This is a genomic window from Agrococcus sp. ARC_14 (genome assembly GCF_022436485.1).
Taxonomy (GTDB): domain Bacteria; phylum Actinomycetota; class Actinomycetes; order Actinomycetales; family Microbacteriaceae; genus Agrococcus.
The window spans coordinates 200,750-226,215 of sequence record NZ_JAKUDO010000001.1 but is presented as its reverse complement, the minus strand read 5'-3'; the positions used below and the strand labels follow the sequence as shown (position 1 = coordinate 226,215).

24 protein-coding genes are annotated in these 25,466 nt (G+C 72.1%); 17 read left to right on the top strand and 7 right to left on the bottom strand.

The genetic code is table 11. The annotated features are described in order from the left end of the window. Window positions 1–6: 6 nt before the first annotated feature. A complete protein-coding gene (locus tag MKD51_RS01125; protein WP_240237197.1) occupies window positions 7–1,695 on the bottom strand; it encodes an FAD-dependent oxidoreductase in 1,689 nt (562 codons plus the stop codon). A 113-nt stretch (window positions 1,696–1,808) separates the two neighbouring features. On the opposite strand from MKD51_RS01125, the gene MKD51_RS01120 reads away from it, so the two are divergent. From MKD51_RS01120 to MKD51_RS01075, 10 genes are all read left to right on the top strand, one after another. Then, window positions 1,809–2,870 carry a metal ABC transporter substrate-binding protein gene (locus MKD51_RS01120; protein ID WP_240237195.1) on the top strand — a complete coding sequence of 354 codons (1,062 nt, stop codon included), beginning with the start codon at window positions 1,809–1,811 and terminating at the stop codon, window positions 2,868–2,870. Then, complete coding sequence (locus MKD51_RS01115; RefSeq protein WP_240237193.1) at window positions 2,867–3,682, top strand: metal ABC transporter ATP-binding protein; 816 nt, start codon at window positions 2,867–2,869, stop codon at window positions 3,680–3,682. Before MKD51_RS01120 ends, MKD51_RS01115 begins: the two co-directional genes overlap by 4 nt. Next, on the top strand, window positions 3,679–4,572 hold the full coding sequence (locus MKD51_RS01110) for a metal ABC transporter permease (protein WP_240237191.1): 894 nt from the start codon (window positions 3,679–3,681) through the stop codon (window positions 4,570–4,572). Before MKD51_RS01115 ends, MKD51_RS01110 begins: the two co-directional genes overlap by 4 nt. Further along, the gene (locus MKD51_RS01105; RefSeq protein WP_240237189.1) at window positions 4,572–5,441 is read left to right on the top strand and encodes a metal ABC transporter permease; all 870 of its coding nucleotides are present in this window, start codon (window positions 4,572–4,574) and stop codon (window positions 5,439–5,441) included. The genes MKD51_RS01110 and MKD51_RS01105 overlap by 1 nt, the downstream gene beginning before the upstream one ends. Beyond that, a complete protein-coding gene (locus tag MKD51_RS01100) occupies window positions 5,438–5,848 on the top strand; it encodes a transcriptional repressor (protein WP_240237187.1) in 411 nt (136 codons plus the stop codon). Before MKD51_RS01105 ends, MKD51_RS01100 begins: the two co-directional genes overlap by 4 nt. A 121-nt stretch (window positions 5,849–5,969) precedes the next feature. Next, window positions 5,970–7,040: a hypothetical protein gene (locus MKD51_RS01095; protein ID WP_240237185.1), complete on the top strand. Its 1,071-nt coding sequence runs from the start codon at window positions 5,970–5,972 to the stop codon at window positions 7,038–7,040. A gap of 224 nt (window positions 7,041–7,264) precedes the next feature. Then, window positions 7,265–7,501 (top strand): 50S ribosomal protein L28, encoded by a 237-nt coding sequence (rpmB, locus tag MKD51_RS01090; RefSeq protein WP_240237183.1) that lies wholly within the window; start codon window positions 7,265–7,267, stop codon window positions 7,499–7,501. After that, window positions 7,501–7,671: a 50S ribosomal protein L33 gene (gene rpmG / locus MKD51_RS01085; protein WP_072314797.1), complete on the top strand. Its 171-nt coding sequence runs from the start codon at window positions 7,501–7,503 to the stop codon at window positions 7,669–7,671. The genes rpmB and rpmG overlap by 1 nt, the downstream gene beginning before the upstream one ends. Next, entirely contained in the window at window positions 7,672–7,977 is a 306-nt protein-coding gene (gene rpsN, locus MKD51_RS01080) for a 30S ribosomal protein S14 (protein WP_240237178.1), read from the top strand. It begins immediately after the preceding gene. Window positions 7,978–8,071: 94 nt separating this feature from the next. Next, entirely contained in the window at window positions 8,072–8,269 is a 198-nt protein-coding gene (locus MKD51_RS01075; protein ID WP_240237176.1) for a hypothetical protein, read from the top strand. Between the two features lie 40 nt (window positions 8,270–8,309). On the opposite strand, the gene MKD51_RS01070 is transcribed toward MKD51_RS01075, so the two are convergent. The 3 genes from MKD51_RS01070 to MKD51_RS01060 are packed head-to-tail and all read right to left on the bottom strand — an operon-like array spanning window position 8,310 to window position 12,458. Continuing rightward, the gene (locus MKD51_RS01070; protein ID WP_240237174.1) at window positions 8,310–9,992 is read right to left on the bottom strand and encodes an alpha-amylase family glycosyl hydrolase; all 1,683 of its coding nucleotides are present in this window, start codon (window positions 9,990–9,992) and stop codon (window positions 8,310–8,312) included. Beyond that, a complete protein-coding gene (locus MKD51_RS01065) occupies window positions 9,989–10,981 on the bottom strand; it encodes a TIGR03885 family FMN-dependent LLM class oxidoreductase (RefSeq protein WP_240237172.1) in 993 nt (330 codons plus the stop codon). Before MKD51_RS01065 ends, MKD51_RS01070 begins: the two co-directional genes overlap by 4 nt. A gap of 55 nt (window positions 10,982–11,036) precedes the next feature. Then, window positions 11,037–12,458 carry a PLP-dependent aminotransferase family protein gene (locus tag MKD51_RS01060; protein WP_240237171.1) on the bottom strand — a complete coding sequence of 474 codons (1,422 nt, stop codon included), beginning with the start codon at window positions 12,456–12,458 and terminating at the stop codon, window positions 11,037–11,039. Between the two features lie 94 nt (window positions 12,459–12,552). On the opposite strand from MKD51_RS01060, the gene MKD51_RS01055 reads away from it, so the two are divergent. The 5 genes from MKD51_RS01055 to MKD51_RS01035 all read left to right on the top strand — a co-directional run bounded on the left by MKD51_RS01055 (window position 12,553) and on the right by MKD51_RS01035 (window position 17,201). Then, complete coding sequence (locus MKD51_RS01055) at window positions 12,553–13,245, top strand: hypothetical protein (protein WP_240237169.1); 693 nt, start codon at window positions 12,553–12,555, stop codon at window positions 13,243–13,245. A gap of 186 nt (window positions 13,246–13,431) precedes the next feature. After that, a complete protein-coding gene (locus tag MKD51_RS01050; RefSeq protein WP_146795563.1) occupies window positions 13,432–13,716 on the top strand; it encodes an HU family DNA-binding protein in 285 nt (94 codons plus the stop codon). A 230-nt stretch (window positions 13,717–13,946) separates the two neighbouring features. After that, on the top strand, window positions 13,947–15,965 hold the full coding sequence (locus tag MKD51_RS01045) for a bifunctional copper resistance protein CopD/cytochrome c oxidase assembly protein (RefSeq protein WP_240237167.1): 2,019 nt from the start codon (window positions 13,947–13,949) through the stop codon (window positions 15,963–15,965). Continuing rightward, on the top strand, window positions 15,962–16,783 hold the full coding sequence (locus tag MKD51_RS01040; RefSeq protein ID WP_240237165.1) for a histidine phosphatase family protein: 822 nt from the start codon (window positions 15,962–15,964) through the stop codon (window positions 16,781–16,783). Before MKD51_RS01045 ends, MKD51_RS01040 begins: the two co-directional genes overlap by 4 nt. A gap of 4 nt (window positions 16,784–16,787) precedes the next feature. Then, on the top strand, window positions 16,788–17,201 hold the full coding sequence (locus MKD51_RS01035) for a PPOX class F420-dependent oxidoreductase (protein ID WP_240237163.1): 414 nt from the start codon (window positions 16,788–16,790) through the stop codon (window positions 17,199–17,201). Here MKD51_RS01035 and MKD51_RS01030 read toward each other — a convergent pair whose 3' ends face one another. After that, window positions 17,202–17,687 (bottom strand): GNAT family N-acetyltransferase, encoded by a 486-nt coding sequence (locus MKD51_RS01030; RefSeq protein ID WP_240237161.1) that lies wholly within the window; start codon window positions 17,685–17,687, stop codon window positions 17,202–17,204. A gap of 108 nt (window positions 17,688–17,795) precedes the next feature. Further along, window positions 17,796–18,659, bottom strand: a complete 864-nt coding sequence (locus tag MKD51_RS01025) for a rhodanese-related sulfurtransferase (RefSeq protein ID WP_240237159.1) — start codon at window positions 18,657–18,659, stop codon at window positions 17,796–17,798. A 65-nt stretch (window positions 18,660–18,724) separates the two neighbouring features. Between MKD51_RS01025 and MKD51_RS01020 the strand changes: the two genes are divergently transcribed. Further along, window positions 18,725–19,294, top strand: coding sequence for an acyl-CoA thioesterase (locus tag MKD51_RS01020; protein WP_240240788.1), 570 nt, complete (start codon window positions 18,725–18,727; stop codon window positions 19,292–19,294). 211 nt (window positions 19,295–19,505) lie between these two features. Here the strand turns inward: MKD51_RS01020 and MKD51_RS01015 are convergent, their stop codons facing one another. After that, window positions 19,506–21,098 (bottom strand): NAD(P)/FAD-dependent oxidoreductase, encoded by a 1,593-nt coding sequence (locus MKD51_RS01015; RefSeq protein ID WP_240237157.1) that lies wholly within the window; start codon window positions 21,096–21,098, stop codon window positions 19,506–19,508. A gap of 80 nt (window positions 21,099–21,178) precedes the next feature. Between MKD51_RS01015 and MKD51_RS01010 the strand changes: the two genes are divergently transcribed. After that, window positions 21,179–25,408, top strand: coding sequence for a bifunctional proline dehydrogenase/L-glutamate gamma-semialdehyde dehydrogenase (locus MKD51_RS01010; RefSeq protein ID WP_240237155.1), 4,230 nt, complete (start codon window positions 21,179–21,181; stop codon window positions 25,406–25,408). Window positions 25,409–25,466 lie beyond the last annotated feature (58 nt).

Genomic DNA, 25,466 nt, shown 5'->3' with positions numbered 1-25,466 from the left:
GCCGGCTCAGTCCAGCAGCAGCTGCTGCGCGCGCAGCTCCGCGAGCCGCGCGTGCACCATCGGCAGCACCGACGCGCCCTCGCCGCTGGCCGACGCCACGCGCTTCATCGAGCCCGCGCGCACGTCGCCGGCGGCGTAGATGCCCGGCACCGTCGTCTCCAGCGCGGCGGGCGGGCATCCGTCGACCCACGCATCCATCGGCACCTCGCGGCCGGTGAGCACGAAGTCGTGATCGTCGCGGGCGACCTCGTCGGGCAACCAGCCGCAGGCCGGCGTCGCGCCGAGCATGAGGAACATCGCGTCGACCTCGACGGAGCGGCGCTCGAGCGAGCCGATGTCCTCGAGCTCGATGCGCTGCAGCATCGGGTCGCCCTCGGCACCGACGACGCGCGTGCCGGTCGTCACCTCGACCGTGGGGTTCGCGGCGATCTCGCGCACGAGATAGGCCGACATCGTCTCGTCCAGCCGCGCTCGTCGCACGACGATCGACACCTTCCTGGCGAAGCGCGCCAGGTGCAGGGCGGCCTGGCCCGCCGAGTTGCCGCCGCCCACGACGACGACGTGGCGGCCGCTCGCGAAGCGGGCGAAGGAGGTGGCCGAGCCGTAGAACACGCCGTTGCCGACGAGCGCCTCGACGCTCTCGACGCCGAGCCGCCGGTAGGCGACGCCGGTGGCGAGCACTACCGTGCGGGCGCACAGGTGCGTGCCGCCGACCAGCACGTGGTGGTGCTCCGGCTCGTCCGGCGGGCCAGGCTCGATGCGCACGGCGGCGCGGCCGGTGTAGAACTCGGCGCCGAACCGCAGCGCCTGCACGCGGGCGCGCTGCGTCAGCCGCATGCCAGAGACGCCGCGCGGGAACCCCAGGTAGTTGCGGATGAGCGAGCTTGTGCCCGCCTGCCCGCCGATCGCCTCCGACTCGAGCACCACGGTGCTCAGGCCCTCGGATGCGGCGGTGACGGCGACCGCGAGGCCCGCGGGGCCGGCGCCGATCACGGCGACGTCGGCGACCGTGCCGGGCGGGATGTCGTCGACGGCGCTGTACATGCGCTCGGCGACGGCCTGCGCGGTGGCCCCCACCAGCAGCTCGCCCTGCAGGTTGCGCACGATCGGCAGCGGTGCACCCGGGCCCGCGGCCTCGACGAGCGGGCGCGCCTCCTCGCTGTCGACGTGCAGCTTGCGGTGCGCCCAGCCGAGCCGGTCGAGCAGGTCGTGGATCGCGGCGGCGTTGGGGTCGCCAGGCGCCGTGACGATGTCGACCATCGAGACGACGGGCTTCGCCACCGACCAGCCCCACTCCGAGAGCGCCTCGACGATCACCGTGTGGAACTCCTCGTCGCGCGCGCCCCGAGGGATGCCGACGAAGGTGTCGAAGTCGCTGTCGGCCGTCGCCTGATGCATCGCAGGGAGCAGCTCGCGATAGCGGTCGATGGGCACGAGCGCGATGCGGCGGGCAGTCGGCACGATCGCATGGGCCTCGCGCAGCGTCTCGATCGCGCTGCCGTCGCTGAGCTCGGCCTCGGCGACGACCATGGCGACCTCGTCACCCTCGGCGACCCCGCGTCGGAGACGCTCCGTGCCCGCGGCGGCACTGGTCACGGTCTCGATCGCGTAGTCGCGGGCATAGCGCGCTCGGAACTCGTCGCCGAGCACCTCGAGGTGCCGATCGGCGATCACGAGCAGCAGTGGGAGCGACATGCGTGCAGAGTACGCGGCTCGCGGACATCCGCGGTGGGCGACATTGACAATCGTTCTCAACTGCGCGTAGCGTTGCGGGGCACGGCAAGTCGCTGTGCTGACAAGGACTGCTCATGCGGATGCTTCCCGCCCTCGGCGCCACCGGCGCCCTCGCGCTCGTGCTCACCGGATGCGCCGGCCCGGCCAGCGGGTCGGGCTCGACCGACGATCGGCTCGAGATCGTCGTCACCACGACGCAGCTCGCCGACGTCACGCGCGAGCTGGTGGGGGATGCCGCAGACGTCACGAGCCTGCTGCAGCCGGGCGCCTCGGCGCACGCCTTCGACCCCGGCCCGACGGCGCTCAGCGCGCTCGCGGACGCCGACCTCCTGATCGTCAGCGGCGCGGGGCTCGAGGGCTGGCTCGACGACACCGTCGAGGCATCGGGCTTCGGCGGCACGCTCGTCGACACCTCGGGGGCGCTCGACCTGATCGCCGCGGAGGACGACCCGCACGCAGGGCACGATCACGGCGACGAGCACGCAGGCGAGACCGCCCAGGAGCACGCCGAGCACGACCACGCCGACGAGGAGCACGCTGAGGAGGGCCACGAGGGCCACGACCACGGCGAGTTCGACCCGCACGTCTGGACGGATCCCGCCAACGTGATCCTGCAGGCGGAGGCCATCGTCGACGCCGTGACCGCGGCGGACCCCGGGGCCGACATCGACGCATCCGCCACTGCCTACCTCGCGCAGCTCGCCGATCTGGACGAGTGGATGCGCGGATCGATCGACCAGGTGCCGGTCGAGGAGCGCCTGGTGGTCACGACGCACGACACCTTCGGCTACCTGGAGCGCGCCTTCGACGTGCAGGTGGTCGGCACCGTGCTGCCGAGCCTCGATGACAGCGCCGATGCGAGCGCAGCGCACATCGACGAGCTGGTCGCGGAGATCCGCGCGACGGGCACGCCGGTGGTCTTCAGCGAGAACGCCATCGACCCGCAGCTGGCAGCGACGATCGCCCGCGAGGCCGACGTCGAGCTGCGCCAGGGCGAGGATGCGCTCGCGGCCGACGCGCTCGGGCCGGACGGCAGCGCGACGAGCACCTACATCGGCGCGCAGATCCACAACACCACCGCGATCGTCACCGCGTGGGGGGCGGAGCCGCTGCAGGTGCCAGAATCGCTCTCGTGAGCGAGCAGCGGGACACGATCGTCGAGATCGGGGATGCCTCCTTCGGCTACGGGGGGGCACCCGTGCTCACCGACGTCTCCTTCACGGTGCGGCCGGGGGAGGCCGTCGCCCTGATCGGGCCGAACGGCGCGGGCAAGTCGACGCTGCTCTCCGGCATCCTCGGCATCGCGCAGCACGACGCCGCGGTCTTCCGCGTGCCGACCGGCAGGGGAGAGATCGGCACGCTGCCGCAGTCGAGCGAGATCGACCCGTCGTTCCCGGTCACGCTCGAGCAGGTGGTCTCGATGGGCCGCACGCCCAGGCTCGGCCTGCGCTGGCCGGGCGGCGGCGACCGCCGGATCATCGCCGACGCGCTCGAGGCCGTCGGGCTCGCGCAGCACCGTCGCACCCGCTTCGGCGACCTCTCCGGCGGGCAGCGACAGCGCGGCCTGCTGGCGCGGGCGCTCGCGAGCGAGCCGGTGCTGCTGCTGCTCGACGAGCCCTTCAACGGCCTCGACCAGGGCTCCCGCGACGCGCTCGTGGAGACCATCCGCACCCTGAAGGCGCGGGGCGTCGCCCTGCTCATCACCACCCACGACCTCGAGCTCGCCCGCGCCGTCTGCGATCGCACCCTGCTCGTCAACGAGCGGCAGATCGCGTTCGACGACACCGCCTGCGTGCTCACGCTCGAGCAGGTCGAGGCGGCGTTCGCGAGCCACGTGATGGAGATCGACGGGCACACGCTCGCCACCACCGAGCACCACGCGGTCGAGCACGCCGTGCACCACCACCTGCTCGCCGCCGACGATCCGGCCGAGCGCGACGCCGGATGACGCCGCTGCAGGCAGCGCTGCTCGACCCGTTCACGCCCTTCGCGGCGCCGTTCATGGGCCGGCCGCTGCTGCTGCTGATCGCGCTCGCCGTCGCCGCGGGCACCGTCGGCGTGCTCGTGCACCTGCGCCGACTCGAGTTCTCGACCGACGGCCTCACGCATGCTGTCTTCCCCGGGCTCGCGATCGGCGCGGCCCTCGGCGGCACCGCGGGCCTGCTGCCCGGCGCGGTCGGCGCGGCGCTCGCCGCCGCCGTCGTGCTCGCGCTCATCTCGCGCCGCGGTCAGCCGCGCGACACGGCCGTGGCGATCGTGCTCACCACCTTCTTCTCCTTCGGGGTCGTGCTCGTCTCGGTCTCGCGCGGCTCGGGCAGCAGCATCTCCGACTTCTTCTTCGGCCGCCTCCTCACGATCACCTGGAGCGATCTGGGCGTCGCGCTCACGCTCATCGCGGTCGCCGTTGCGCTCATCGTCGTGACCGGCAGGCAGCAGCTCTTCGCCGCCTTCGACCCCGCGGGCGCCCGCCGCGCCGGGCTGCCGGTGCTCGCGCTGGAGGTGGTCGGCACGGTCGCGATCGCCCTGGTCGTGGTCGCTGCCTCCGCTTCGGTCGGCACGCTCCTCGCGCTCGCCGTCGTCATCGTGCCGACGGCCGCGGCCCGCGCCCTCACTCGCTCGCTGCCCACCGCGATCGCGATCTCGATCCTGTTCGGCGCCGTCACCGGCTGGCTCGGCCTCTGGCTCGTGGTGCAGCTGGCGGAGGCGGGGGTGGATGCGGCCCCCGGCGCGACCGTGGCCCTCACGATGATCGCGGGGTATCTGGTGGCGCTCGGCGTCGGCGCCCTGCGGGGGCGCCCGACGCGGGCAGCCGAACCCGTCGTGGTTGGCGTGCGCTGATGGACTTCTTCCAGTCGGCCATGCTCGAGGTCGTGCTCGCCGGTGCCCTCGCGGGCGTCGTTGGCGTGCTGGTCGTGCTGCGCGAGCGCGCCTTCTTCACCATGTCGCTCACGCACGCGACGTTCCCCGGCGCCGTCGCGGCAGCGATCCTCGGCGTCTCGATCCCACTCGGCGCCGCGGCCGCCGCGATCGCGCTCATCGCCATCGCACTCGGCATCGGCCGCATCCGCTCCCAGGGCCCCGCCGTCGCATCCGGCGTCATGCTGACCGCCGGCTTCGCGCTCGGCGCATTCCTGCAGTCGGTGACGCCGCTCGCGATCGACGTCGAGTCGTTCCTGGTCGGGCAGGTGCTCGCCGTGACCGCGGCAGACCTCGCGCTCACCGCTGCGGTGCTCGCCGCAGCGATCGGCATCTGGGCGATCTTCGGCCGCCACCTGCTCTTCTCGAGCGCCGACGAGGCCGGCTATCGCCGTGCGGGGCTCGCGCCCTGGCTGCCGGAGGTGCTCTCGCTCGCGCTCATCGCCGGCACCGTGGTCGCGATCATGCCCGTGGTCGGCGCGATCCTCGGCGTCGCGCTCATCGTCGCTCCCGCAGCCGCGGCTCGACTCGTGGTGCGGGACTGGCGATGGATGCTGGTGCTGGCCCCCGCGGTCGGGATCGTCTCGGGGGTGCTCGGCCTGCTGGCATCGCGCTGGCTCGACATCGCCGCGGGCGGTGCGATCGCGCTCGTGGCCGCGTTCGCCTACGGCCTCGCGTGGCTCATCAACTCGTTGCGCGCCCGACCGGCGATCCGCAGTCGGCCGCCTGCGCAGCGCTCCGGCATGCACGCGGGCCACTCGCATGCCACCATCGAGGTGAGGACCCCATGACCGACACCGACACCGACGCCGCACCCCGCCGCACCACGCGCCAGCGCGAAGCTGTGCGCGAGGCGCTCTCGGCGAGCGACGAGTTCGTCTCGGCGCAGTCGCTGCACCAGTCGCTGCGCACCGGCGGCTCCACGGTCGGGCTGGCCACCGTCTACCGGGCGCTCGCGGCGCTCGCGGAGGACGGCGAGGCGGATGCGCTGCAGGCCGGCGGCGAGGTGCTCTACCGCGCCTGCACGCCCACCCACCACCATCACCTCATCTGCCGCAGCTGCGGCCGCACCGTCGAGCTCGAGGCCGCGGCGGTCGAGCGCTGGGCGAGGCAGGTCGCGGCCCAGCACGGGTTCGTCGAGCCCGAGCACGTGGTCGACATCTTCGGCCTCTGCGCCGAGTGTGCGGCCAAGCGCTGATCGTTCCCGCCCCGCCGGCCGGGCGCGCCGCTGCGCCCGCTCTCCACAGCCGACCGGCTGCTGGCGGCACACGCCCAGGCGCTGCTGTGAGACTGAGCTCACCCGACCGAGGAGGCCGTCCGTGACGAACCCGCCCAGCTCATACGGCGAGCAGCACACCAGCGTGCCTGACACGCAGACCGTGCGGCGCCCGCACGGCGACCCCGCGCAGCAGCCGGCTGCGGCAGGCACCCCGGCGCCGCGCCGCATCATGGGCATCCAGCCGGTGCTGTTCGTCGGCATGTGCCTGCTGGCGATCGTCTCGATCGTCACGGTCGTGCTCATCTTCATCGGCGACTTCGAGAGCCAGGCGCCGCGCGTGGTCTGGACGGTCGTCGTCTTCCTGGCGTTCACGGGCCTGCTGGCGCTCGACCTCGTGCTGGCGCGGCGCTCTGCCACGCCGCTGGTGATCGGGGTGGCGGCGAACACCTACCTGCTGGCCGTGCTGATGATCGCGATCTGGGTGCGCGGCGGCCGCTCGGGAGGTGAGGTCGACGACTATGACTTCGGCTCCGGCTGGCTGTTTGCCGAGCTGCTCGGCATCGTCCTGCTCACGCTGCTGGTCGTGCGCGCCGCGGCCGCCGGTTCCTGGGGCCTCATCACCCTGGGCAAGGCATCCGGCAGCCAGTTCGGGCGGGTGCTGGGGCTCGTCGCGGCCGGGCTGCTCGGGCTCGTCGGCGTGCTGCTGACCCTGCACTTCGCCATCGACGCCTTCGGCATAGACGTGGGCGAGTGGTACTGGCGCTCGACCGTCGCGGCGATCGTCGTCACCGCACTGGCCGCCTCGGTGACGGTGCTGCTGTTCTGGAACCGCCGCAACCTCGACTGGCAGGAGGCTGAGGCCCGCGGGGAGCACGTGCGACCGGCGGTCCAGCAGGGCGCCGTGCCGGCACCGTCGGCGCAGTGGCCGCAGGCCGCGGCGGGCTCGGCGTCGAACCCCGTCGCGCAGCAGTGGCCGGCGGCCCCGGCAGCGACGCAGGCCTCGACACAGTGGCCCGCAGCTCCCGCCGCCACGCAGTGGCCCGGCCAGCCGCCACAGCAGGCGGCGCAGCCCGACGCCAACGGCTTGCTGCCGTGGCCGACCCACGCAGACGGCACGCCCTACCCGGTGGGCCACGACGGGCAGCCGGTCTTCCCGCCCAACGCGCGCTGACGCATCCGCCACCTACCCGGCACGAGGCATGCGGTGACGCTTCCTCCACCCCGCCCGGAACTCGGGATTGCCGGGCGGGCCGCGCGTGCCGTACGATAGATCCTTGGTGCGGCTTCGGCCGCGCAGCACACGCCCCCTCCATCACCCGCAAGGGCACGGCAGCGGCGTGGGCAGGCAAGTGATCTTGGGTGGGCTCAGGCCCACGGTAACCATATGGAGGAACCATGGCAGCGGTATGCCAGGTGACCGGAGCCGTTCCCGGCTTCGGGCACGCTATCTCGCACTCGCACCGGCGCACGAAGCGACGCTTCGACCCGAACGTGCAGCGCAAGACCTATTTCGTCCCGTCGCTCAAGCGCAACGTGACGCTCAACGTCTCGGCCAAGGGCATGAAGGTCATCGATGCCCGTGGCATCGAGGCCGTCGTCCGTGACATGCAGACTCGGGGGGTGAAGCTCTGATGGCGAAGAAGTCCCAGGACGTCCGTCCGATCATCAAGCTGCGCTCGACTGCCGGCACCGGCTACACCTACGTGACGAAGAAGAACCGTCGCAACAACCCTGACCGCCTTGTGCTGAAGAAGTACGACCCCGTCGTCCGCCAGCACGTCGAGTTCCGAGAGGAGCGATAAATGGCTAAGAAGAGCATGATCGCCAAGAACGAGCAGCGGAAGGTCATCGTCGCGCGCTACGCCGAGAAGCGTCTTGTGCTGAAGAAGGCCCTCGTCGACCCGAAGAGCACCGACGAGGAGCGCGAGGCCGCCCGTCTCGGCCTGCAGAAGCTTCCCCGCAACGCTTCGCCGGTCCGCGTGCGCAAGCGCGACGCCATCGACGGCCGCCCCCGCGGCCACGTCGGTGCGTTCGGCGTCTCGCGTGTGCGCTTCCGCGACATGGCGCACCGAGGCGAGCTGCCCGGTGTGACCAAGTCGAGCTGGTAAGCACCCGCTTCGCACGAAGGCCCCGACCCTGTGGATCCGTCCACGGTGGTCGGGGCCTTCGTCGTCCGCCCTGCGGTCTGCCAGAGTGAGCGCCATGGACTTCGGATTCGGCCCCCACGTTCCCTTTCTGCTGCTCGGCGCGCTGCCGTGGCTGCTGCTGATCGCGGGTGCCGTGACCATCGCGGTGCTCGGCCTGCGCGCGCTCTTCAGCATCAGCCGCTCGCTCAAGCAGATCGTGGAGCAGGGCGTCGCCCGCGGCGAAGGCCCGTTCCTCACGCCCTCGACCTCGTAGGCGCGCGCCGCTCCGGTGCGGCGCACGGCACGCCGAGACGCTACACGCGCCGGATCGTCGCGTCCGGCGGCACGACCTGCAGCCAGCGCCAGCCGTAGGGATCCAGATCGAGCTCGAGCGTGCCGTCGATCGTCATCGACGAGTCGTCGAAGCGGTCGACGAGCGTGACGGGCCCGGCATCGGATCGCACCTCGAGCCGCACCGACTCGCGGCGGTCTCCGAGGTTGTGCAGCGCGAGCATCGCCCAGTCGTCTGCGCGGCAGACGTGCGCGAGCACCGCCTTCCGGCGCACCCCGACGACCTCCAGCGCCGACCACGCCAGCTCGGGCGCATCGTGGTACATCGTGGTCAACCGCTGGATGTGCCGCCACAGCGACATCGGGTCGCGCCGCTGATCGGCGACGTTCACCCGATCGGGACCCAGGTCGCCGCCCGGCAGCGGCCGCGACCAGCGTCCCCGCGGCGCCGTGGAGAAGCCGGCCGAGGCATCCGCCTCCCACTGCATCGGCGTGCGCACCGCGTAGCGGCCAGGCACCTCGAGCGCCTCGCCCATGCCGATCTCCTCGCCGTAGAACAGCACCGGGCAGCCCGGCAGCGAGAACATCAGCGTGTAGACGAGCCGCACCGCGCGGTCGTCGCCGAGCATCGTCGGCAGCCGACGCCGGATCCCGCGGCCGTAGAGCCGCATCCCCTCCTCCGGCGCGAACGCCTCGAAGACCTCCTCGAGCTCGGCGGGTGCGAGCTTGTCGAGCGTCAGCTCGTCGTGGTTGCGCACGAAGTTGGCCCACTGCGCCGTCGGCGGCAGCTGCGGGCGGTCGCGCAGCGCTGCGGCGAGCGGATGCGCGTCCTTGCGCGCGAGCGAGAGGAAGAGCTGCTGCATGGACACGAAGTCGAACTGCACCTGCAGCCCCGCCGCCTTCCCGTCGGCCGCGAACCACGCCAGCTGCTGCTCGTGCGGCAGGTTCACCTCGCCCAGCAGCATCGCCTCGCCCTGCCGCTGCGAGACGAACGTCTCGATCCAGCGGAGGTGCGCGGCGCCGTCGTAGTCGGTGCCGGCCGCCTCGGTCGAATGCGGGTCGGCACCGCTGAAGAGGAACGGCACGGCGTCGATGCGGAAGCCGGAGACACCCAGCTCGAGCCACAGGCCCAGGTTGCGCTCGATCTGCTGCTGCACGGGCGGATGCGCGATGTTGAGATCGGGCTGATGCGCGCGGAAGTGGTGCAGGTAGTACTGCCCCGTGCGCTCGTCCTTCGTCCAGGTGGAGTCCTCCTCGCCCGGGAAGACGGGCGGATCCGGGTACGCCGGCGGCTCGTCGCGCCACACGTACCAGTCGCGATGCGGAGACTCCTTCGACGAGCGCGATGACCGGAACCAGGGGTGCTCGGCAGAGGTGTGGTTCATGACGAAGTCGACGATCACGCGCATGCCGTTCGCCCGCGCGACGCGCACGAGCTCGACGAGATCCCCGAGGGTGCCGAGCCGGGGGTCGACGGCGAAGAAGTCGGTGATGTCGTAGCCGTCATCGCGATCGGCGGTGGGGAAGAAGGGCATCAGCCACAGGCACGTCACACCCAGGTCGGCGAGGTAGCGGATGCGGGAGATGAGGCCCTGGATGTCGCCGTCGCCATCGCCGTCGGAGTCCTGGAAGACCTGGATGTCGAGGCAGTAGTAGACGGCGTTGCGCCACCAGAGGTCGGCGGACTCGATCGGCCGCGGCGTCATGCGTCACCTGCTGCCGTCGTGCCGGGCAGCGTTCGATCCAGCGCGGGCAGCACCCGCTCGCCGAACGCGTCGATGAACGCCGACTGCTCCTGGCCGACGTGGTGGAGGTAGACGGCGTCGTAGCCGGCGTCGAGGATCTCGGCGACGCGCGCCACGTGCACGGCGAGATCGCTCGAGATCGTGACCGCCCGCCGGATCGCCTCCTCGTCGACGTCGACGCTGCGGCGATCGAACTCCGCAGGCGTCGCGATGTCCCAGGTCGCGGGCGGGCCGAGCGTGCCGTAGGCCCATTGGTCGAGCGCGATCGCCAGGGCGTCCCGCTCGTCGGGAGCCCACGACAGGTGCAGCTGCGCGGACACCGGCCCGCGCCCTCCGGCGTCGCGGTAGGCGGTGAGCACATCCCGCAGGGCCGGGCCGTCGGCGGCCACCGTGATCAGCCCATCCGCCCATCGCGCATGCGAGGCGGCCGAGACGGGCGAGACCGCCGCGCCGATCAGCGGCGGCGGCTCCGGGGGCCGCGACCAGACGCGCGCGCCGTCGACCACGATCTCGCCGCTGTGCGAGACCTCCTCGCCGGCCAGCAGCCGCCGCATCACGTCGGCGCTCTCGATCAGCCGCCGCTCGCGCGTCGCCTTGTCGGGCCACGGCTCTCCCGTGACGTGCTCGTTGACGTTCTCGCCCGAGCCGAGCGCCGCCCAGAATCGGCCGGGGAACATCTCGCCGAGCGTCGCGATCGCCTGCGCGACGACCGCCGGATGGGCGCGCTGGCCGGGTGCGGTGACCACCCCGAACGGCAGCGACGTCGATGCGAGCGCTGCCCCGAGCCATGCCCAGCTGTGGCCGCTGTGCCCCTGCCGCAGGCTCCAGGGTGCGAGGTGGTCGGAGCACATCGCGGCCGCGAAGCCCGCCTGCTCGGCGTGCTGCACGTGCTGCAGCAGCGCGCTCGGCGGGATCTGCTCGTGCGAGGCATGGAAGCCGATGATCGCCATGCCGCCAACGCAAGCGCGAAAGGCGCCCGCGCGCAAGGGTCCCTCGGCGCGCGAGTCAGACGACGGCGGATGCCGCCAGTCGCGTCGAGTCGGGCAGCTCACCAGCGTGCAGGGCGCGCCAGGCACTGCCGAGCCGCTCCAGCGCTGCGTTCGTGACCTCCGGCTCCCACGTGATCGGGATGCGCGCGTAGCGGTCGAGCACGCCAGAGGGCGAGAAGCGCGGCCCGGGCGGCAGCAGCAGCCCGCGGTCGCGCGCGCCGAGCGAGAGCGACGTCGACCACGGACCGCCGAGGTCGATCCAGGCGGCCAGGCCGCCCGGCACCCTCGGCATCGCGACACCCGGCAGGTGCGCGGCGAGCCCTGCCGCCACCGCCGCCCGCCCTGCTGACAACCGCTCGCGCGCCCGCTCGAGCAGCGCATCCATGTCGTCCAGCAGCTCGATCGCGATGCACTGCTCGAGCAGTGGCGTGCCGAGATCGATCGATGGCCGCGTCGCCAGCAGTCGTGCCGTCTGCTCGGCGCTCGTCGCCCGGATCCAGCCGATGCGCATGCCGCCCCATGCGATCTTCGACATCGAGCCGATCAGGATCGCCGGGCCGTGCGCCGCGAACGGCCTCGGGGTCCAGCCGCGGTCGATGTCGAGCTCCGCGCAGGTCTCGTCGACCACCAGCAGCGTGCCGGTCGAGCGCGCGACGGCCGCGAGCCTGGCGCGCTCGAGCTCCGGCATCGTCGCGCCGGTGGGGTTGTGGAAGTCGGCGATCAGGTAGGCGAGCGCCGGTCGTTGGCTGCGCAGCGTCTCGATCAGGTGCGCGGCGTCCCAGCCGGTCGAATCCTCATCCTCGGGCGAGACCGGCGTCGGCACGAGTCGGTGCCCGGTGCGGCGCAGCGCCTCGAGCGCGTGCGGGAACGATGGCTGCTCGACGAGCGCCGGCCTGCCGCGCTCGCCGAAGGCGGCGAGCACCAGCGTCAGCGCGTGCATGGCGCCGCTCGTCACGACGATCTGGTCGGGGTCGGTCGGCAGGCCGCGCGCCGCGAATCGCGCCGCGATGCGCTCGCGCAGCTCCGGCAGGCCGTCGAGCGAGTAACCGGGGGTGCCCAGCAGCCCCGCGACCCGGTCGAGCGCGCGCACGGTCGCCGCGTACATGCCCGGCGCCGAGCCGACGGAGGCCATCGTGAAGTCGATCACGCCCTCGCCGGCGGGCGCGGGTCGATGGATGCGCTGGGTCGGCAGCGCCGCCCGGGTGCCGGAGCCGTGCGTGCGGGTGACGTAGCCGCGCGTCTCGAGCAGCTCGTAGGCGCGCGCGATGGTGGCCCGGGAGCGGTCGAGCTCTGCGGCGAGGGCGCGCTCGCTCGGGAGCCGCTCGCCGACGGTGATGCGACCGTCGAGCAGCAGCATGCGGATGCGGTCGGCGAGCGACTGCGCGACGCCGCTCGTCGCCTGCCACTCGCCGAGCTGGGTGCCGAGCCGGGATGCCATGCTGCAATCCTGCCGCACAGTGGACTGCTTGTCGCGAGCCACTTCTGCAGGAGTGGCCCGTGCGCCCACCCGCGTGAGGCGATGGAATGGGGCTGTGCACCGCATCCGCCGCCTCTTCCTCCCCATCGACGCGCTCGGCCCCGCTGACACCGCCGCCCGCGTCGCGCAGCTGCTGGTCGGCCTCTTCCTCTACGGCATCTCGCTCTCGCTGCTCGTGCGCGCGACGCTCGGCGTCGGTCCGTGGGACGTGTTCTCGCTCGGCATCGCCAACCACCTGCCGATGAGCTACGGCACCGCGACCGTGGTGGTGTCGGGCATCGTGCTGCTGCTGTGGATCCCGCTGCGGCAGCGGCCGGGCATCGGCACGCTGCTCAATGCGCTGCTCGTGGGACCCGCCGCCGACCTGGGGCTGTGGCTCATCCCGGCGCCGACCGAGCTGTGGGCGCAGATCCTGATGCTCGTCGGCAGCATCGTGCTGCTCGCGATCGCGACCGGCATCTACATCGCGCCGCAGCTCGGGCCCGGCCCGCGCGACGGGCTCATGACCGGCCTGGTGCGCATCACCGGTTGGCGCATCTGGATCGTGCGCACCCTCATCGAGGGCACGGCGCTGCTGATCGGCTGGCTGCTGGGCGGCCCGGTGGGCGTCGGCACCGTCATCTTCGCCTTCGGCGTCGGCCCGCTGATCGGCGTCTTCCTTCCCTTCTTCGAGCGCCGCAGAGCGGCTCGCGCGTCGACGCTCCGTGCCCGACGGCTGGCCTCGGTGAGCGCCGCAGAGCGGCCCTGAACAGCGATTTGTCCCCCAAACCCGTTCGCGATCCGCGAAAAGACGCGGAAATCGCGGCGTGTCGGGGTGTTTCTCCAAAGGATTCGGGGCCTCGCGGCTACGTTCGGGGGTGGTCGGAGCCCCACCAGGCCCCGGCGAAATGCCCGCCCCTAGGCGGGACGGACATGCCACCACCAGGAGGACATCATGGCTGAGACCATCAACAAGACCACGCTCGCATCGAAGATCGCTGCGTCGACCGACCTCTCGCAGGCCAAGGTCAGCGCCGTGCTCGACGCGCTCTTCGACGAGGTCTCGACCGCCGTCGCCGCTGGCGACAAGGTCTCGATCCCCGGCTTCTTCAGCGCAGAGCGCACCGCGACTGCTGCCCGCACGGGCCGCAACCCGCAGACGGGCGCCGAGATCAAGATCGCTGCCGGCCACCGCGTCAAGCTGACCGCTGGCTCGAAGCTCAAGGCAGCCGTCAAGTAAGACCGCTCCACACAGCACGCGAGGGGCCCCGCCACGACGGCGGGGCCTTTTGCGTGTTCCAACCCCCATCCGCATCCCGATCCCCATCCTGCGCTCGGCGCACAGCGCAAGCTCGCGAACTGCAACCAGCGAGGAATCCGCCGTGGCGACGGATGCGCAGCGAGATCCGGGCAGAGAGCTTGCGTTGTGCGGCGGGGCGGGCCGGTGGCCACGGCGACTACCCTGAATGGGTGCAGCGCCTCCGTCTTCTCGCGCCAGCGCTCGCGATCCTCGCGGGGCTGGTGGCGCTCTGGGCGGCGCTCGATCTCGGCGGCGGCGCCGACCCGCTCGCGATCGAGGATCCCGGCGCTGCTGTGCGCTACGGCATCCCGATCGCCAGCATGCTGCGCAACCTCGCGATCGCCGCTGCCTTCGGTGGCCTGGTGCTCGCCTGCTTCGCGCTCCGCCCCGGCAGCCGCGACTGGCATCGCACGCTCGACATCGCCGCGGCCTCCACGGGCGTCGCCGCGGTCGCGCAGGGCTTCATGGCATGGGGCAACTTCCGCACCCTGGTGACCAACCCGGTCACGGCGACCAACGACTTCGGCCGTCTGCTGCAGTTCTTCTTCACCGAGGTCGAGACCGGCCGACTGCTGCTCGGCACGCTGCTGGCGCTCGCCGTCCTCACCGTCGTGCTGCTCGTCGCGCGCGGGCCGGTGGCGGCTGCGTGCAGCGTCGTCGCCTGGGCCGTGCCGTTCTGGTTCATCGCGTCCGGCGGCCACGCGGGCGGCACGGCGGGCCACGACGTCGCCGTCTCGGCGCTGCTGCTGCACCTGGTGTTCGTCTCGATCTGGCTCGGGGGCCTCTTCCACGTGGGGCTGCTGAGCGCGCGGTGGGGCTCAGAGAAGAGGCCCGTTCGGGCCTCTGCCGCGACCCCAGCGCCGACGCTCGTCTCGGAGGTCGGCAACGCCTCGTTGAGCGATGTGCTGCTGCGCTACTCGAGCCTCGCGGCCGCCAGCTTCGGCGTCGTCGCCTTCACCGGCATCGCCTCTTCCTGGGTGCGCATGGAGGGCGACTGGTTCAGCGACTACGGCGTGCTCTCGATCGCCAAGGCTGTGCTGCTCGTCGTGCTCGGCGGCTTCGGTGCGTGGCAGCGGATGCGTCTGCTCACGCCCGCGAAGACCCTCGGCCAGCGGTTGGGCGGCAGGGCGATCGCGACGGTGCTCACGCTCGAGCTCGTGGTGATGGGCGTCACGGCCGGCGTCGCAGCGGGCCTCGCGCGCACGGCGACGCCCGTGCCGGAGGTGCCGCCCGGTCTCGAGGCGACCCCTGCCGAGATCCTGACGGGCAAGCTGCTGCCGCCGCCGTTCGACATCGGCCGGCTGTTCACGACCTGGGCGCTCGACCCGCTCTGGACGGTCGTCTGCGCGCTGCTGCTGTTCTTCTACCTCGCCGCCGTGCGGCGGCTGGCGAAGCGCGGCGACCGCTGGCCGGTGCTGCGCACGGTCTCGTGGACGGCGGGCGTGCTGCTGCTGTGGTGGTGCACGAGCGGCGCGCTGAACCTCTATCAGGAGTTCCAGTTCTCGCTGCACATGCTCGTGCACATGCTGCTCGGCATGGCGGTGCCGGTGCTGCTGGTGCCGGGCGCGCCGATCACGCTCGCGATGCGCGCGATCGCCAAGCGTCGGGACGGCAGCCGCGGCGGCCGTGAGTGGATGCTCGCGATCGTGCACTCGAGGTACATGCAGGTGGTCGGGCATCCGATCGTCTCTGCCGGCATCTTCGTCGTCAGCCTGTGGGTGTTCTACTACACGCCGATCTTCGACTGGGCGATGCACGACCACCTCGGGCACATCTGGATGGTGCTGCACTTCGTGGGCTCCGGTTACCTGTTCGTGCAGGCGATCATCGGCACCGACCCGGGGCCAGCGCGCCCGCCGTATGCGCTGCGACTGCTGCTGCTGCTGGGCGCGATGGTGTTCCACGCCTTCTTCGGCCTCACGCTCATGACGGGCGAGGTGTTGCTGCTGGCCGACTGGTTCGGCGCGATGGGCAACGGCGTCGACGCGCTCGAGGATCAGCGGGTGGGCGGTGGCATCGCCTGGTCGATCGGCGAGATCCCGACGGTGATCCTGGCGATCATCACGACCGTCAAGTGGTCGCGCAGCGACAAGAAGGAGCAGGTGCGCACCGACCGCGCGGCCGCCCGCACCAACGACGCAGAGCTCGACGCGTACAACGACATGCTCGACAAGATGGGGAAGCGATGACCGACGACCAGCACACAGCGCAGGCCGACACCGCGCAGGCCGACGCAGCGCAGGCCGAGGCAGCCCAGGCCGACGCCGGGCAGCACCTGCCCGAGGAGCTCGCGGCCTTCGCGGCCGGCCGAGCCGTGCGGCTGCGCATCGTGCGGCACGCCGAGACCGAGCACAACATCAACCACCTCATGCAGGGCTGGTCAGACTCGCCGATCACCGAGCCCGGGCACCGGCAGATCGCGGCCGTCGCCCGGCACCTGGCGCAGCACCGCTTCGACCTCGCCTTCTCCTCCGACCTGCAGCGCACCCGCACGACGGCAGAGGGCATCCTCGCCGCCCTCGACCCCCAGCCGCCGATCGAGTACAGCGAGCTGCTGCGCGAGTGGAACTTCGGTGCCCACGAGGAGCGCCCCGCCGCCGACGTGTGGCAGGAGGTCATCGTCGAGCACGGCTTCGAGGTCGACCGCGAGCTCAGCGCGCTGCGCGCCATCGGCGAGCAGGTGGGCTGGCGCGGGCTGTTCGACACGATCGCGAAGCTCGACTCGTCGGGGCAGGCCGAGCAGGCAGCCGCCACGGTGATGCGGGCGGATGCGGCACTCGAGCACGTCATCCGCGCGGCCGGGTCGGCGGCGGGAGAGGGCGAGGTGGAGGTGCTGATCGTGTCGCACGGCGGCTTCATCACGTCGCTGCTGCGCCAGCTGGTGCCGGAGCTCACGCCCGACGTCATCCTGCCGAACTGCTCGATCTCGACCGTCTCGCTGCCCGCGGGCACGCTCGTGTGGCAGCTCGACGGCCTCGGCGAGGTCGCAGCCGACCTGGCAGGCTGAGGGCATGGCGACGATCCCCGAGCAGTACCGCTACCTCCTCGAGCAGCCGCTCTTCGCGCACCTCGCGACGCTGCGGCCCGACGGCACCCCGCAGGTGAACCCGATGTGGTTCGGCTACGACGGCGAGCACCTCCTCTTCACGCACACGAACACGCGGCAGAAGTTCAAGAATCTGCAGGCCAACCCGGCGATGGCGGTCTCGATGACCGACCCCGAGAAGCCCTACCTCTACGTCGAGGTGCGCGGCCACCTCGCCGAGGTGATCGACGACCCCACCGGCGCCTACTACGTCGAGCTGCAGCAGCGCTACGGCAGCACCTCGGCGACGCCGCCGCCGGATGCCGCCAGTCGCGTCATCCTGAAGATGGCGGTCGACAAGGTCTCCGGCCGGGTGGAGACGCCGCAGCACCTGGAGTAGCTACTGCCGCTTCGGCAGGTGCACTTCGATCTCGTACAGCGCTCGCGGGTCGGCCTCGTCGACGCGCTCGCCCGAGAGGCCGAGCTTCCGGTAGAACTCGGCGGCCACCTCGAGCGACTGCCACTCGAGCACGCGGATGCGCGTCTGCTGCTCGGCCCAGTCGCGCACCGCCTGGAACAGCGCGGTGCCCGCACCGCGGCCGCGAGCATCTGGAGTGACCCACAGGTCGTGCATGCGCGCGATCGACCAGTCGCGCTGCGGCGCGGGGCCGTAGTCCTGGGCGGCGGCGTAGCCGAGCAGCTGGCCGTCGGCCTCGGCGACCACGATGTGGTGGGCGTCGTTCATCACGAGGGCACCGAGGCGCTCGCGGTAGCGATCGACCTTCTCGTCTTCCTCGTCGGCGTGCCGATGGGCGGCGAGGAGCGACTGCAGCGCGACCGCGTCAGCGGGGGTCGCGCGTCGGGTGTGCATGTCGCCGTCGGCCATGCGGCCAGCGTAGCGGCGCGTCTGCTCGACAGATGTGCCGCTGAGCGACCCGCGAGCTGCAATGCGCAGCCGACCCCCCCTGGCGAGCACATCTGCCGAGCATCCGGCTCAGGCCGCCGCGACGTGCTCGGCGCAGGCCGGCTCGCACGCCTCGCACACCGGCACCTGCTTGCGGCACGACCAGAGCCGGCAGTTGCCCATGCCGCCCGTGGGGGCACCGCAGCTCGCGCACGCACCCAGCACCGCCGCATCCGCCCCGAAGTCGACCGTCTGCCGCTGGTCGAAGACGTAGAGCGAACCCTCCCACAGGCCCGTGTTGCCGAAGCTCTCGCCGTAGCGCACGATGCCGCCGTCGAGCTGGTAGACGTCCTGGAAGCCGCGCTTCTGCATGAGTGAGCTCAGCACCTCGCAGCGCACGCCGCCGGTGCAGTAGGTCACGATCGGCGTGTCCTTCAGGTGGTCGTAGGCGCCCGAGTCGAGCAGCTCGACGAAGTCGCGGGTGGTCTCGACGTCGGGCACGATGGCGCCCTTGAAGCGACCGACCTCCGCCTCGAAGCGGTTGCGGCCGTCGAAGAACACCACATCGGAGCGTTCCTCGACCAGCTCGTGCAGCTCGCCCGGCGTGAGGTGCCGGCCGCCGCCCACCACGCCATCCGCGTCGACCTCGAGCTCATCGGGCGCCCCGAACGTGACGATCTCGTCGCGCACCTTCACGCTCAGCCGCGGGAAGTCGGCACCGGTGCCGGTCGACCACTTGATGTCCATCCCCCGGAACCCCGAGTACTCCCGGGTCGCGCGCGCGTATCGCTTGCACGCATCCAGGTCGCCCCCGACCGTGCCGTTGATGCCGTGGGGCGAGATGAGGATGCGCCCGGTCAGCCCCAGCCGCTCGCAGAGCGCGCGCTGCCACAGCCGCACGGCCTCGGGGTCGGCGATGGGCGTGAAGCGGTAGTAGAGCAGCACCTTGTGCATTGTTCGATTCTCCCAAACGCGAGCGGATGCGGTGTGCACGTCGGGCAGGATGGCTCCTCGTGAACATGTGGTTGCAGTGGCTGATGGCGATGACGGTGAAGAGCAAGGGGCGCCCGGCGCTCGGGATCGATGGGGTGGCGCGGACGCCGTTCATGGTGCTGCCGACCGACATCGATCTGCTGGGCCACATGAACAACGGCCGCTACCTCTCGTACATGGATCTCGCGCGCGTCGACATGACCAATCGCACGGGCATGTCGGCGGTGCTCGACAAGGCCGGCATCTACGCGGTGGTGGGGCAATCGACGATGGTCTATCGGCGCAGCCTCGACCTGTGGCAGCGCTTCGACATCGAGACGGCGGTGCAGGGCGCCGACGAGCGGGCGATCTATCTGCAGCAGCGCTTCGTCGTCGACGGCGAGGTGCACGCCCGCGGCGTCGTGCAGGGCCGCTTCATCGAGCGGGGCGTCGGCACGGCGACGATCGCGCGCGTCGTCGAGGTGCTCGAGGCAGCAGGGCTGTCGGTGCCGCTGCCGGCGCTCGACCAGCGCGTGCACGACTGGGCCGAGATGAACCGGCTGCCGTCGAACCGCGTGTCGGCGCCCTCGACGTGGGGCAGCCGCACGCCGGTCTGAGCGCTGGTGCTCGGCGGTGCTGTTGCGCTCGCCGGCTCTTTGTCTTGCCGGTGCGCATGCCGGCGCGGGCGCTTGCGTGCACTCGGCGTGGCCGCTCGCGACGGGCGATCTTCAACCGGTCTTGCGGTGGGCCGCCGCGATTATCCCGCCGGCTGGCCACCTGGCCGGTTGACGGTGCGGGTGGGGTCGAGCGCGGGCAGGATGGGCCGGGCTACAGCCGGCCCGCCAGCAGCTCCAGCGCCGCGTGCGCCGCGTTGTGGCCGCCGACGCCAGAGACGGCGCCGCCGCGCCGGGCGCCCGCACCGGCCATCAGGATCCGAGCGTGCGACGTCTCGACGCCCCACGCCTCCGCTGGCCCGGTCGGCTCCGCCTCGAGCCACGGCCACGACAGCGGGCCGTGGAAGATGTTGCCGCCCGGCATCGCGAGCGCGTCCTCGATGTCGAGCGTCGTCTTGGTCTCGAGCGCCGGCCCGTCACGCCCCTCGAGCAGCAGCGGCTCGATCGGCTCGGCGAGCACCGAGTCGAGCGAGGCCAGCACGGCCCGCTCGAGCTCTCCGCGCATCCGTTCGTTCGTCTCCGGTGTCAGCAGCCGGTCGGGCACTTGCAGCCCGAAGACGGTGAGGGTGTGGGCGCCGGATGCGCGCAGCTCGTCACCGAGGATCGTCGGGTCGGTGAGCGAGTGGCAGTAGATCTCGCACGGCAGCGGCTCTGGCACGCTGCCGCCCGCCGCCGCGCGGAAGGCCGCGCCGAGCTGCGTGTAGGTCTCGTTGATGTGGAAGGTGCCGCCGAAGGCAGCCTCGGCAGCGACGCTGTCGCGCAGCCGAGGCAGGCGCCGCAGCAGCATGTTGACCTTCACCTGCGCGCCCTCGGGCCGAGGCGCCTCCTCGCCGAGCAGCCCCGCGAGCACGTGCGGCGCGACGGCCGAGAGCACCAGATCGAAGCCCGCGGTCAGCTCGATGCCGGTCGGCAGGCCGTCCGAGCCGGTCGGTAGGCCGCCGACGCGCTCCTCCCACGTCACCTCGCCATCGGGCGTCACCCGCGTCACGGTCACGCCCGTGAGGATCGTCGCTCCAGCAGCGCGCGCCGCCTGCTCGAGCCCGCCAGAGACGCGGCCCATGCCGCCGATCGGCACATCCCAGTCCCCGGTGCCGCCGCCGATCACGTGGTACAGCAGGCAGCGGTTCTGCTCGAGGCCCGGATCGTCGAGCGACGCGAAGGTGCCGATCAGCGCATCGGTCGCGATCACACCGCGCACGAGATCGTGCGCCGCGGCCGCCTCGACGGCCTCGGCGATCGGCGCATCGACGATCTCGGACCACGCGGATGCGGCGCCAGCGGCCGTGCGCGCGGACTCCGCCGTGGGGAGGGGCTGCGTGAGCGTCGGGAACAGCGCGCCCGCCAGTCGTGTCGTGCGCTGGTAGAAGCGGGCGAACCCATCCGCATCGTCCGCCGCCCCGATCGCCGCGAAGGAGGCGCGCGTGGCCGCCTCGTCGCCCGCGTCGATCAGCAGGCCGCGGTCGGTGCCCGGCTCCGGCGTGTAGGAGGAGTAGCGGCGGCGCGCGAGCCGCACGTCGAGCCCCAGGTCGCCGATGATCTGCTGCGGCAGCAGGCTCACCAGGTAGGAGTAGCGCGACAGGCTCGCGTCAAGCCCGACGAACCCGCTCGTCGACACGGCCGCGCCGCCCACGTGCGGCAGGCGCTCGAGCACCGTCACGTCGACGCCGGCGCGGGCGAGGTAGGCGGCGGCGGTCAGGCCGTTGTGGCCTCCGCCGATGATGACGACGCTGGCTCGGCCACTGGGCATGCGGTGCCTCCTCGTGCGGGATCCTTGGCCCGCCTCCACGCAACGTCGCGGGTGGGGCCTGCACGCATACGATATGCGGCATGACCGATCTGCCGAGGGATGACGATTTCGACGCCCTGATCAAGGAGGGCATCGAGCGGGCGGACCAGGAGCACCCGCTCATCGCACCCGATGCCGGGCAGCGGTTCGAGAGCGCAGAGGACATTCGGCAGCTCGGTCTCGACGAGCCGCTCGAGGTGGTCGATGAGCAGGATGCCGACGAGGCAGACGCCGACGCACCGGTGGCGTTCGAGCGGGTCCTCGACTCCGGCCCCGCGTTCGAGATCGACGATGCCACCTGGGCGGCCGCGGTCTCGCCCTACGAGCCGGTCGAGGTGCCGCGCATCCCGCGCTCGGCCGAGGAGCCGCCCGCTGCGGGCTGGTCGCTCTCGAGCGAGGTCGGCGACGTGCCGACGGTGCAGATGGATGCGCTGGCGCTGCAGGAGGAGCTGAAGGCGGCCTCGGTCGTCCCGGAGCGCGAGGACACGCCGACCGAGCTCATCGAGGCGGTCGTGGTGGCGCCGGCGGTTGCTGCTGCGCCCGACCCGGAGCCCGAGCCCGAGCCGGAGCCTGAGCCTGAGCCTGAGCCTGAGCCTGAGCCTGAGCCTGAGCCCGAGCCCGAGCCTGAGCCGGCGCCCGAGCCGGAGCCGGCGCCCGAGCCCGAGCCCGAGCCCGAGCCTGAGCCTGAGCCGGAGCCCGTACCGATCCCCGCATCCGCTGATCCGACGCCGCCCCTCGCCCAGCTCACCGCACCCGACAGCGACGACCCCTTCGCGCTCGCCGCGGTCGAGCGCGTGCGCGGCTGGGTCGCCCGCCCCATGGAGGGCAAGCGCGACAAGGCCGAGGAGCGCCTGGCCGGTCTGCTGAAGGACCCGCAGGGACTCGAGTTCGCGGTCGGCTTCGTCGACAAGGTCGTGCGGCCCGAGGATCCGAAGGTCAGCGCCCGCAACTTCGAGGAGCTCAGCCGCGATATCCCCGGCTTCCTGGACTGGTACCTCAAGCTCGGCGTCACCCTCGGCGGCGGCTTCGGCATCGTGACGCCGAAGCTCATCATCCCGATGGTCAAGAAGGCGATGCGCGAGATGGTCTCGCACCTCGTCATCGACGCATCCCCCGCCAAGCTCGCGAAGCCGCTCGCGAGGCTGCGCGAGGAGGGCAACCGCCTCAACATCAACCTGCTCGGCGAGGCCGTGCTGGGCGATCAGGAGGCCGCGGGTCGCCTCGAGGGCATCATGGAGCTGCTGCGTCGCGACGACGTCGACTACGTCTCGGTGAAGGTGTCGTCCATGGCGCCGCAGCTGCAGCTGTGGGCGTTCGACGAGACGGTCGACACGGTGGTCGAGCGGCTGCTGCCGCTGTTCCGCCTTGCCGCCGATCCTGCGCATCCGAAGTTCATCAACCTCGACATGGAGGAGTACCGCGACCTCGATCTCACGATCGCGGTCTTCGAGCGCCTCCTCACCAGGCCCGAGCTCGCGAAGCTCGAGGCCGGCATCGTGCTGCAGGCCTACCTGCCCGACGCCCTCGGCGCCTACCGCCGTCTCGCCGCGTTCGCCAAGGAGCGCCGGGCGCACGGCGGCGCCGGCATCAAGGTGCGGCTCGTCAAGGGCGCCAACATCGCCATGGAGCGCGTCGACGCAGCCCTGCACGGCTGGCCGCTCGCCGTGCTGCCCTCGAAGGAGTCGAGCGACGCCAACTACAAGCGCGTGCTGCGCGAGGCGCTGCTGCCCGAGAACGCCTTCGCGGTGCGCGTCGGCATCGCGAGCCACAACCTCTTCGACCTCGCCTATGCCGCCGAGCTCGCGCGCCACCACGGCACGCACCAGCGGGTCGACGCCGAGATGCTGCTCGGCATGGCCGCCGACCACCGCGCCGCGGTGCGCGAGCTCTTCCCCAACCTCGTGCTCTACACGCCGGTCGTGCGGCCCGAGCAGTTCGACGCCGCGGTCGCCTACCTGATCCGCCGACTCGAGGAGAACGCGGCGGGCACGAACTTCATGTCGAGCATGTTCGAGCTCGCCGACCCCGTGGCGCTGGAGCGCGAGCGCGACCGCTTCCTCGGCTCGCTCGAGCTGCTGCGCCGGGAGGACGCCGCCGCGGCCGGTGCCGCGCCGAAGCCCAACCGCACCCAGGATCGCCTCGGCGACCTGCAGGCGTCGATGACGCATCCGACCGCCTTCGCCAACGAGCCCGACACCGACCCATCGCTCGCGGCCAACCGCGACTGGGCGCGGCAGATCGTGCAGCGCGCCGCGAGCAGCGAGCTCGGCATCCGCACGCTCGAGATGAACCACATCGAGGACTGGCCGACCCTCGAGCGCCGCATCGACCGCGCGGCACAAGCGTCGGACGGATGGGCGGCTCGGGGTGCAGAGGCACGGGCGAAGGTGCTGCGCGACGCCGCAGAGACGCTCGGCGCCTATCGAGGCAGGCTCATCGAGGTCATGATGGCCGAGACCGGCAAGACCCTCGCGGAGGCCGACCCCGAGGTGTCGGAGGCGATCGACTTCGCGCGCGCCTATGCCGAGCAGGCGATCCTGCTCGAGCAGGTCGAGGACGCCACGCCGAGGCCCGTCGCGCTCACGGTCGTGACCCCGCCGTGGAACTTCCCGGTCGCCATCGCCACCGGTGGCGTGGCCGCGGCGCTCGCGACCGGCTCCGCCGTCATCCTCAAGCCCGCGCCGCAGGCCCGCCGCAGCGCTGCCGTGATGGCCGAGGCGCTCTGGGAGGCCGGCGTGCCGCGCGACGTGCTCGTGCTGTGCGACGTGCCGGAGGGCGAGGTCTCGCGGCAGCTCATCGCCCACCCGGCGGTCGGTCGCGTGATCCTCACCGGCTCCGCCGAGACGGCGGCGCTGTTCACCTCCTGGCGACCAGACCTGCCGCTGCTGGCCGAGACCAGCGGCAAGAACGCGATCATCGTCACACCCTCCGCCGACCTCGAGCTCGCGGCAGCCGACATCGTGCAGAGCGCCTTCGGCCACGCCGGTCAGAAGTGCTCCGCCGCATCCGTCGTCATCATGGTCGACACGGTGGGCGACTCGCAGCGCTTCCGCCGCCAGCTGATCGACGCCGCCACCACGCTGCGAGTGGGGTCGCCGCTCGACGCGCGCACGCACGTCGGTCCGCTCATCGAGCCCGCCCAGGGGACGCTGCTGCGCGCGCTGACGACCCTCGAGCAGGGGGAGGAGTGGCTGCTGGAGCCGAGGAAGCTGGATGCCTCGGGTCGGCTCTGGTCGCCCGGCATCCGCGACGCGGTCGAGCCGGGCTCGTTCACGCACCTCACCGAGTTCTTCGGGCCGCACCTCTCGCTCATCGAGGTCGACACGCTCGACGAGGCGATCGACGTGCAGAACGCCACCGAGTTCGGCCTGACGGCCGGCATCCACTCGCTCGATCCGGTCGAGGTGCGGCAGTGGCTCGACGAGGCGCGGGCCGGCAACCTGTACGTCAACCGCGGCATCACGGGGGCCATCGTGCGGCGGCAGCCGTTCGGCGGCTGGAAGCGCTCGCAGGTCGGCCCGGGCGCCAAGGCCGGCGGGCCGAACTACCTGGCGACGCTGGTCGACTGGGAGCCGGTCGAGCGCGGCCCGCGCGAGTCGGTGCGCCTGCACGGGCTCGACAAGCGCGTCTCCGAGCTCATCGAGGCGGCGACGCCCGCGCTCGACTTCCTCGCCTTCGACCGCGTGCGTGCCGGCGCCAACAGCGACCAGACCGTGTGGGAGGACGAGTTCGGCACCGCCCGCGACGTCTCCGGGCTCGGCGTCGAGCGCAACGTGCTGCGCTATCGCCCGGCCGACGTGCTCATCCGCGTGGCCGAGGACGGCACGGTCGGCGACCTGGTGCGGCTGCTCGCCGCCGCGGCCCGCACGCGCGCGATCGTGCGCATCTCCACCGCGACCGAGGTGCCGAGCGGCATCGTGAAGCTCTCGAGGCAGCCCATCCCGCACGTGCGGATCGAGGAGCTCGTGGAGGAGACGGATGCGGCGTTCCGCGCGCGCATCGCCGACGGCTCGGTGCTGCAATCGGTCGAGAACGAGGATGCGCTCGGGTTGACGCGCGTGACCGAGCCGCTCCGACGCATCCGTCTGATCGGCACCGACGATGGGCTGCGCGCGGCGCTCGCGGGCAACCCGGCGGTGGCGGTCTACGACGGGCCGATCACGACCGAGGGGCGCATCGAGCTGCTGCCGTTCCTGCGCGAGCAGGCGGTCTCGATCACGGCGCACCGCTTCGGCACGCCCGATGCGGCGATGCTGGGGCTGCCGCTGTAGCGGCGGGGCGCGTGCCGTGCCAGGCTCGCGCAGAGCCTCCTCCGTCGCATCGCGGAGT

Coding starts and splice junctions, on each gene's coding strand:
- MKD51_RS01125 (WP_240237197.1), bottom strand. CDS start 1,695: ATGTCGCTCCCACTGCTGCTCGTGATCGCCGATCGGCACCTCGAGGTG.
- MKD51_RS01120 (WP_240237195.1), top strand. CDS start 1,809: ATGCGGATGCTTCCCGCCCTCGGCGCCACCGGCGCCCTCGCGCTCGTG.
- MKD51_RS01110 (WP_240237191.1), top strand. CDS start 3,679: ATGACGCCGCTGCAGGCAGCGCTGCTCGACCCGTTCACGCCCTTCGCG.
- MKD51_RS01105 (WP_240237189.1), top strand. CDS start 4,572: ATGGACTTCTTCCAGTCGGCCATGCTCGAGGTCGTGCTCGCCGGTGCC.
- MKD51_RS01100 (WP_240237187.1), top strand. CDS start 5,438: ATGACCGACACCGACACCGACGCCGCACCCCGCCGCACCACGCGCCAG.
- rpmB (WP_240237183.1), top strand. CDS start 7,265: ATGGCAGCGGTATGCCAGGTGACCGGAGCCGTTCCCGGCTTCGGGCAC.
- rpmG (WP_072314797.1), top strand. CDS start 7,501: ATGGCGAAGAAGTCCCAGGACGTCCGTCCGATCATCAAGCTGCGCTCG.
- rpsN (WP_240237178.1), top strand. CDS start 7,672: ATGGCTAAGAAGAGCATGATCGCCAAGAACGAGCAGCGGAAGGTCATC.
- MKD51_RS01075 (WP_240237176.1), top strand. CDS start 8,072: ATGGACTTCGGATTCGGCCCCCACGTTCCCTTTCTGCTGCTCGGCGCG.
- MKD51_RS01070 (WP_240237174.1), bottom strand. CDS start 9,992: ATGACGCCGCGGCCGATCGAGTCCGCCGACCTCTGGTGGCGCAACGCC.
- MKD51_RS01065 (WP_240237172.1), bottom strand. CDS start 10,981: ATGGCGATCATCGGCTTCCATGCCTCGCACGAGCAGATCCCGCCGAGC.
- MKD51_RS01060 (WP_240237171.1), bottom strand. CDS start 12,458: ATGGCATCCCGGCTCGGCACCCAGCTCGGCGAGTGGCAGGCGACGAGC.
- MKD51_RS01050 (WP_146795563.1), top strand. CDS start 13,432: ATGGCTGAGACCATCAACAAGACCACGCTCGCATCGAAGATCGCTGCG.
- MKD51_RS01040 (WP_240237165.1), top strand. CDS start 15,962: ATGACCGACGACCAGCACACAGCGCAGGCCGACACCGCGCAGGCCGAC.
- MKD51_RS01035 (WP_240237163.1), top strand. CDS start 16,788: ATGGCGACGATCCCCGAGCAGTACCGCTACCTCCTCGAGCAGCCGCTC.
- MKD51_RS01030 (WP_240237161.1), bottom strand. CDS start 17,687: ATGGCCGACGGCGACATGCACACCCGACGCGCGACCCCCGCTGACGCG.
- MKD51_RS01025 (WP_240237159.1), bottom strand. CDS start 18,659: ATGCACAAGGTGCTGCTCTACTACCGCTTCACGCCCATCGCCGACCCC.
- MKD51_RS01020 (WP_240240788.1), top strand. CDS start 18,725: ATGTGGTTGCAGTGGCTGATGGCGATGACGGTGAAGAGCAAGGGGCGC.
- MKD51_RS01015 (WP_240237157.1), bottom strand. CDS start 21,098: ATGCCCAGTGGCCGAGCCAGCGTCGTCATCATCGGCGGAGGCCACAAC.
- MKD51_RS01010 (WP_240237155.1), top strand. CDS start 21,179: ATGACCGATCTGCCGAGGGATGACGATTTCGACGCCCTGATCAAGGAG.